The organism is Curtobacterium sp. B8, assembly GCF_000333315.1.
In the GTDB taxonomy this organism is placed as follows: Bacteria; Actinomycetota; Actinomycetes; order Actinomycetales; family Microbacteriaceae; genus Curtobacterium; species Curtobacterium luteum.
This window is the reverse complement of the sequence record NZ_BACW01000324.1, coordinates 1-6,344: the sequence shown is the minus strand read 5'-3', so window position 1 is coordinate 6,344 and position 6,344 is coordinate 1. Positions and strand designations below refer to the sequence as shown.

The following is a 6,344-nucleotide window of genomic DNA, read 5'->3' as shown; positions in this document are numbered from 1 at the left end:
CCGCGGGGAGCTCGCCCTGCTTCTCCCCCTGCACCTGCCCGGTGCCGGCTGCGTACCGGATGAACGTGGCGTACGCGCCACGCTCGGTCGGCGACGAGGCGCACACGTTGACCGCGGCGTAGCTGAGCATCGAGAGCGGGTAGGCGCCGGGGTCGCGGTTCGTGGGGTCGGCGAGCAGGACACCACCGGCGGTCGAGGGCCGCATCGTGGCGATCCCCTTGGTGATCGACTCGGTCGTCGGCGCCACGGCCTCGCCGGCGGCGTTGACGATCTTCGCCGTCGGGAGCGCGTAGCGGGCCGCCGATGCCGCGTCGGTCACGGTGAGGACGAACCGCGCGCCCGGCACCTGCGCGCCGAGGGAGGTGTAGCCCTTCGGCTGCCCGAACGGGTTCCACGAGTCCTTCTCGTTCGGGTCCGCCTTGAGGGTCCGGTACGCGCCCTCGTGCATGTCGTTCATGTACGGCCGCATGTCGAGCGTCCCGTAGCCGGTCTCGTCCGGGTCGCCGCCCTTCGCGATCGTGAGGTCGGCCTTCGGGAAGCTGTCGATCGTCGTGTCCGTCCCGAGTGCGAGCGGCAGGTACGCGGGGTTGATGCGCGTCCCCCACTCGTCGGGGCGTCCCTCGAGGAACGCCTGCGCAGCGGGGTCCGCCCGGAGCCAGGCCCAGACCCGGGCGTTGGCGTCCGTGTCCCCGAGCGCCACCATCAGGCCGGCCGGCGCCGAGTCGCTCTTCGACCCGACGAAGGACGGGTTGAGCGCGAGGAACTCGGGGTCGGTGACGATGCTCGTCGGGTTCGCCTGCACGACCGCGTCGCCCTTGCCCCGCCCGGGGACGTCGGCCTGGTACGTCTGGGTGAGCAGCTTCGCGACGAGCCGGGCGTCGAGGGTGAGGTCCTGCGCCTGCAGCCCGTTGCGGACCTTCGCGGGGGCGTCCGGGTACAGCCGGTAGTCGATCGTGAAGCCGATGACGAGCGCGGACTGCGCCACCGGGGCGTACCGGATGGTCGTCCCGGACGCGGTCCCGGTGTCGAGCGGGGTGTTGACGAGCGCGAGTCGTGCCGCGCCGTCGGTCGTCGAGACGATCTGGTGCTGCGCCTCCTCGTCGCCGATCTGCGAGTACCCGTACGTGGTGCCGAGCCGGCAGAGCGCGGGCTGCCACGCGGTGACGGCCTCGGTCGCGGTCTCCGAACCGACGAGCCGCTGCTCCTTGTTCCCGATCGGGCAGGACTGCGCGACGGACTGGAACCCGAGGTGGAACACCACGCGGTTGCGCCACGCCGAGGCCGACAGGGGCGAGCCGGTGACGCGTCCGGCGGCGGTCGCGGTCGCGGGGCTGCCGTCGAGGTTGTGCGACCCGCGCGGCACGATGACGAGCCAGCACGACCGGGGTGCCGTCCCGGTCGCCGTGCGGACGTCCTGTCCGCAGCCGAGCTGGGGCGCCTCGAGTCCGGACTGCGTCTCGAAGGTGACGCGTCCGGTGCCGTCGCTCGCGGTGCGCGCCGCCGTGACCTCGTTCGTGGTGGTCGCGTCGAACTGCTTCGACAGCTCCGTCGTGCTCTTCGACAGCGAGCCGTCGACCGCACGGAACGGCACCCGGTAGGCGCGGAGGAACGGGTTCTCGACGGGCGGGTCGAGGAGCATGTCGGGGTCCGCGTCGGGACCCGAGAGCGCGGGGTCCTGCAGCGGGTCGTCTCCGATGACGAGGTCGCGCTTGGCCGCGCCGACGCCGGTCAGCGAGGCGATCGTCGAGGACGGGGCACCCCAGACGCACTGCTCGGGCGACGGTCCGGTGGCGGCGTCGCCCCAGCACTGCATGATCTGCACGTAGTTCGTGGCGTACTCGCTCGGGGAGGTCGGCTTCGCACCCGTCCAGCTGACGGTGACGCCCTGGTCGGTGAGGTCCTCGGTCTGGCTGACGGTGAACGACATGGCGGCGAAGTCGGCCGCGTCGGGGTCGGGGGTCGCGGCGGGGTCGGGGGTCGCGTCGGGGTCGGCGGTTGCGGCGGGGTCGGGGGTCGCGGCCGGGTCGGGCTCGGTCGTGGCGGTGCCCGTGTTGCTCGCCGCCGCGGTGCCGGCGTCGGTGTTGCCCGCCGCCGCGGTGGCGGTGCCGGACGCAGGGCGGCCGGTGCCGCTGCCGCTGCCGCTCCCGGCGCCGGACACCGTGCCGCCGGTCGCCAGCGCCGCCTGCGCGTCCGCCCACGACGTCGTGACCGACGACGACGAGTTCGTGGACGGCGCAGCGGCCGAGGCCGGGAAGCTCGCGACGAGGAGCGAACCCGCGACGGTGGTCGTCACGACGCCGAAGACGAGCGCCGCGGAGCCGAGTCGGACGAGGGTCTGGTGCTTCACTTGCGGATCCTCCGTCGCGACACGAGCACGCCGATGAACGGCGGCAGGAGCACCAGGCCGAGCAGTGCGGCCACGGCACAGGTCATGAGCGTCTTGGTCGGGCTCCACCCGTCGGCGGCGTCGACCTCGACCGGCAGCGCCGCCACGTTCTGGCAGACACCGCTGTCGGCGTCGCACTGCACGGGCGACCCGTCGTTCAGCGCCGCGACGGCGTTGCCGGTGCCGGATCCCGACCCGGAGCCGCCGGCGCTCCCGCTCGAGAGGTCCCCCGCGGTGGTGGTGCCGGAGGACCCACCGCTCGTCGACCCCGAGCCGGCGTCCGAACTCGCACCGTCGGACCCCGACCCGGAGCCGCTTCCACCGTTCGCCCCGCCGGAGCCCGAGGAGCGTCCCGAACCGCTGCTCGTCTGGGTGGGGGTCGCGGTGCCCTTCGCGCCGCCGGTGCCGGTGTTGCACTGGGTGGCGCCGAGCTTGTCGCACGCGGGCGGCTGGGGAGCCTTCACCGCGAGCGTGTTCTTGCCGTCCGCCGAGAAGGTCGGGTTGTTGCACTTCCGGATGTCGATCGACTTCGCCTGGACGCCGGGGATCCGACGGACCTGGTCGAGTCCGGCCTGCACGAGGTTGATCGGCAGCGGCGAGTAGCCGAGGACCTCGGCCTGCTGCTGGCCCTCGCACAGGAAGTAGTAGTCGAACGCGCCGAGGGTCTTGCCCTTCGCCGTCGTGAGGCTCGCGTCCGTCGTCGTCGGGATGATCATGTAGGAGTACGACGACAGCGGGTACGTGCGCGGGTCCGGGTTGTCGTAGACCCCGTCGAGGATCTGCGTCAGGTAGGACGGCGACTTCTTGTCGGTGTTGATCTTCGCGCCGAGCAGGCCGACCGCGACGTTCGAGGCCGTGGGCTCGACGTAGTAGCCGGACTTGTTGAGGACCTTCGCGACCGGGTACCCCGTCTTCAGGGCGTAGGAGTACTCGACGTACGTGATGGTGCCGACGTTCGCCTTCTGCGCGACGTAGCCCGAGACGCCCTGCGAGTTCGGCTGCGCGATGAAGCCCTTGCCCGGGATCGTCGGGTAGTTCGACGTCACGCCGCACGGCAGCGGACGCCCGGCCTGCTTGCAGTAGGCGTTCCACTGCGACGGGTACTTCTTGCTCATCCACGTGGTGAACTGCGCGGTGGACCCGGAGCCGTCCGAGCGCACGACCGGCACGACCTTGCGCTTCGGCAGCTCGAGCCCGGGGTTGTCCGCCTTGATCTTCGGGTCGTCCCAGCTCGTGATCGAGCCGGTGAAGATGCCCGCGAGCACGGGTCCGGACAGCCGGAGGTTGGTGATCTGCTTGCCACCCGAGGCCAGGTTGTACATGAACGAGGTACCGCCGGCGACGATCGGCATGTACGCGTAGCCGACGGTCGGCGGGACGTCGGTGACGCCGCCGTCCTTGATGCCGTAGGGGATCTCGGAGACGGCGAAGTCGACCGTGCCCGCCTTGAACTGGTTGCGGCCGTCCGACGACCCGGTGCTCGCGTAGCGGACCTTCATGCCGTACTGCTGCACGTTCACCGCCCACTGCTGGATGGCGACGGAGCTCCACGACGAGCCCGCGCCGGAGATCGGCACGTAGGACTCCGCCGCGTGTGCGGCGCTGACGGGGAGGAGCGACACGGCGAGCGCGAGGGCGGCCGTGATCGCGCCGAGCAGGCGGGTTCTGCGGGTGGTCACGAGGGGTCCTTCTTGGAGACGTCGGCAGGGAAGGGGTGGACGTAGCGGCGGGCGTTCCGGCGGACGAAGCGGCCGACCGGACGCCAGGCGGGCCCGGCGGCCTCGACGCCGCGGAGCACGGTGCCCCACGCCGCGGCGATGCGCTCGCGGCGGCGTTCGCGGGTGGCGACGGTCTGGGAACCGATCACGCGGGCGATCACGAACAGCACGAGGACGAGGAACATGAGCACCGCGGCGGCGCCGAAGCCGCGCGCGATCATGTTCGGCTCGGGCGACTTCACGAACTCGAAGATCGCCAGCGGCAGCGAGATCATCGGCCCGCTCGTCGGGTCGAGGTTGAGGTCGGGCGCGAAGCCGGCGGTCAGGAGCACGGGACTCGTCTCGCCGATCCCGCGGGCGGTGGCGAGGATGATCGCGGTCACGAGGCCGGACCGCGACGTCGGCAGGACGACCCGCCAGACCGTCTGCCACTGGCCGGCCCCCAGCCCGATCGACGCCTCCTTGAGGGTCGCGGGCACCAGACGGAGGACGACGTCCGCGGACCGGATCATGATCGGCAGCATCATCACGCTGATCGCGAGCGCCGCGGCGAAGCCCGACTTGTCGAAGCCGAGGCCGACGATGACGCTCGCGTAGATGAAGAGCCCGGCGACGATCGACGGCAGCGCGGTCATCGCCTCGACGATCGTGCGCACGAAGCGGGAGAACGGCCCCGGCACCTCGGTCAGGAAAAGCGCCGTGGTCACGCCGAGCGGCACCGTGATCACGAGGGCGATCGAGATCTGGATGAGCGACCCGGCGATCGCGTGCAGCACGCCGCCCGAGCTCATCGGGTCGAGCGGTCCGGTCAGCGCCATGTCCTGCGTGTAGAAGTTCCAGTGCGGCAGGGCGTCCGTGGCCCGCACGACGCTGAAGCCGACCACGAACACGAGCGTCGCGACGACGACGAACGCGAGCGAGTGCACCGCCGCGGACACGACCCGGTCGCGGACCACCGAGCCGCTCTCGTTCGTGGCGACGAGGAGCGCGTAGAACACCAGGAACAGCAGGTAGGCGACCGCGACGAAGGCGATCGGCCCGGACACCGGCGCGAGCTCGGTGAAGACGATCGACGTGACCGAGAGCGACGCGATGGCCGCGCCGACGACGCAGAGCACGTCGCTGATCCGGACGCCGTTCGTGCGGCGTTCCTCGGGTCCGCGGCGGTGCTCCGGCTCCCGCTCGAGTCGGGGCAGCACGGTCCCCGACCCGGCACCCGACGGCGTGGACGCCGGGACGGGCGCGGTGATCACGGCGGAGGGGGTCCGGAGGGGCACGGTGGGCAGGGGTGTGGTGGCGCCCGACGGCGCCTGCGTGGTGTCGGTCATGGCTAGCTGCTCGCTCCCGAACGCGACCGGGCGACGACGGCGGACGCCGCGAAGTTGATGCAGAGCGTCATCAGGAAGAGCGTGAGTCCGGCCGCCATGAGCGCGGACATGCCGAACGGGGTCGCGTCGCCGTAGCGGAGCGCGATGAGCGACGACACCGAGCTCGCGCCGGCCTGCAGGATGTGCGGCTGGATCACGAACACCGGCGAGATGATCATGTAGACCGCGATGGTCTCGCCGAGCGCCCGGCCGAGCCCGAGCATCGTGCCGCCGATGATCCCGCCGCGGCCGAAGGGCAGGACCACCGCGCGGATCATGCCCCACTTCGTCGACCCGAGCGCGAGGGCGCCCTCCCGCTCCCCGAGGGGCGCCTGCGAGAACACCTCCCGCATGATCGAGGTCACGATCGGCGTGATCATGAGCCCGACGACGATGCCCGCGATGAACGTGGACGCCGTGTACGACGTCGGCGACGCGAGCGGATCGTCGAGGTCGACGCCCGAGACGCGGAACAGCGGGATCCAGCCGAACCACTGCGAGATCCAGCGGGACACCGGCGTGATCTGGCCCTGCAGGAAGAAGAACCCCCAGAGGCCGTAGACGACGCTCGGGATCGCGGCCATCAGGTCGACGAGCCCGATGAAGGCCTTCCGGATCCGCTGGGGCGCGTACTCGGTGATGTAGAGCGCGGTGCCGAGCGAGAGCGGCACCGCGAAGACGATCGCGACCCCGGCGATGAGGATCGTCCCGACGAGCACGGCGGCGATGCCGAACCGGTGCGCGTCCGGGTCCCAGGCCTGCGTGGTGAGGAAGCCGAAACCGGCGACCCCGAGGGCCTGCGACGCCCGGAACGTCAGGAAGAGCCCGACGAGCAGCATGATCGTCAGGACGGCGACACCGCCCGCGCGGGCG

General features: G+C 71.6%; 3 protein-coding genes and 1 pseudogene. All 4 read right to left on the bottom strand.

What is annotated here, in order from left to right; all coding sequences use genetic code 11:
- Nucleotides 1-2,347 (bottom strand): annotated as a pseudogene (locus I59_RS07945) (hypothetical protein); the annotation flags it as partial.
- Nucleotides 2,344-4,065: a phosphate ABC transporter substrate-binding protein PstS gene (gene pstS / locus I59_RS07940; protein WP_022903404.1), complete on the bottom strand. Its 1,722-nt coding sequence runs from the start codon at nt 4,063-4,065 to the stop codon at nt 2,344-2,346. The pseudogene I59_RS07945 and the gene pstS, both read right to left, overlap by 4 nt.
- On the bottom strand, nt 4,062-5,432 hold the full coding sequence (pstA, locus tag I59_RS07935) for a phosphate ABC transporter permease PstA (protein WP_022903403.1): 1,371 nt from the start codon (nt 5,430-5,432) through the stop codon (nt 4,062-4,064). Before pstA ends, pstS begins: the two co-directional genes overlap by 4 nt.
- A gap of 2 nt (nt 5,433-5,434) precedes the next feature.
- The coding region (pstC, locus tag I59_RS07930) for a phosphate ABC transporter permease subunit PstC (RefSeq protein ID WP_022903402.1) at nt 5,435-6,344 on the bottom strand (910 nt) is incomplete at its 5' end.

What these genes read in the sequence shown, in the direction of transcription:
- pstA (WP_022903403.1), bottom strand. Translation starts at nt 5,432, where the DNA reads ATGACCGACACCACGCAGGCGCCGTCGGGCGCCACCACACCCCTGCCC.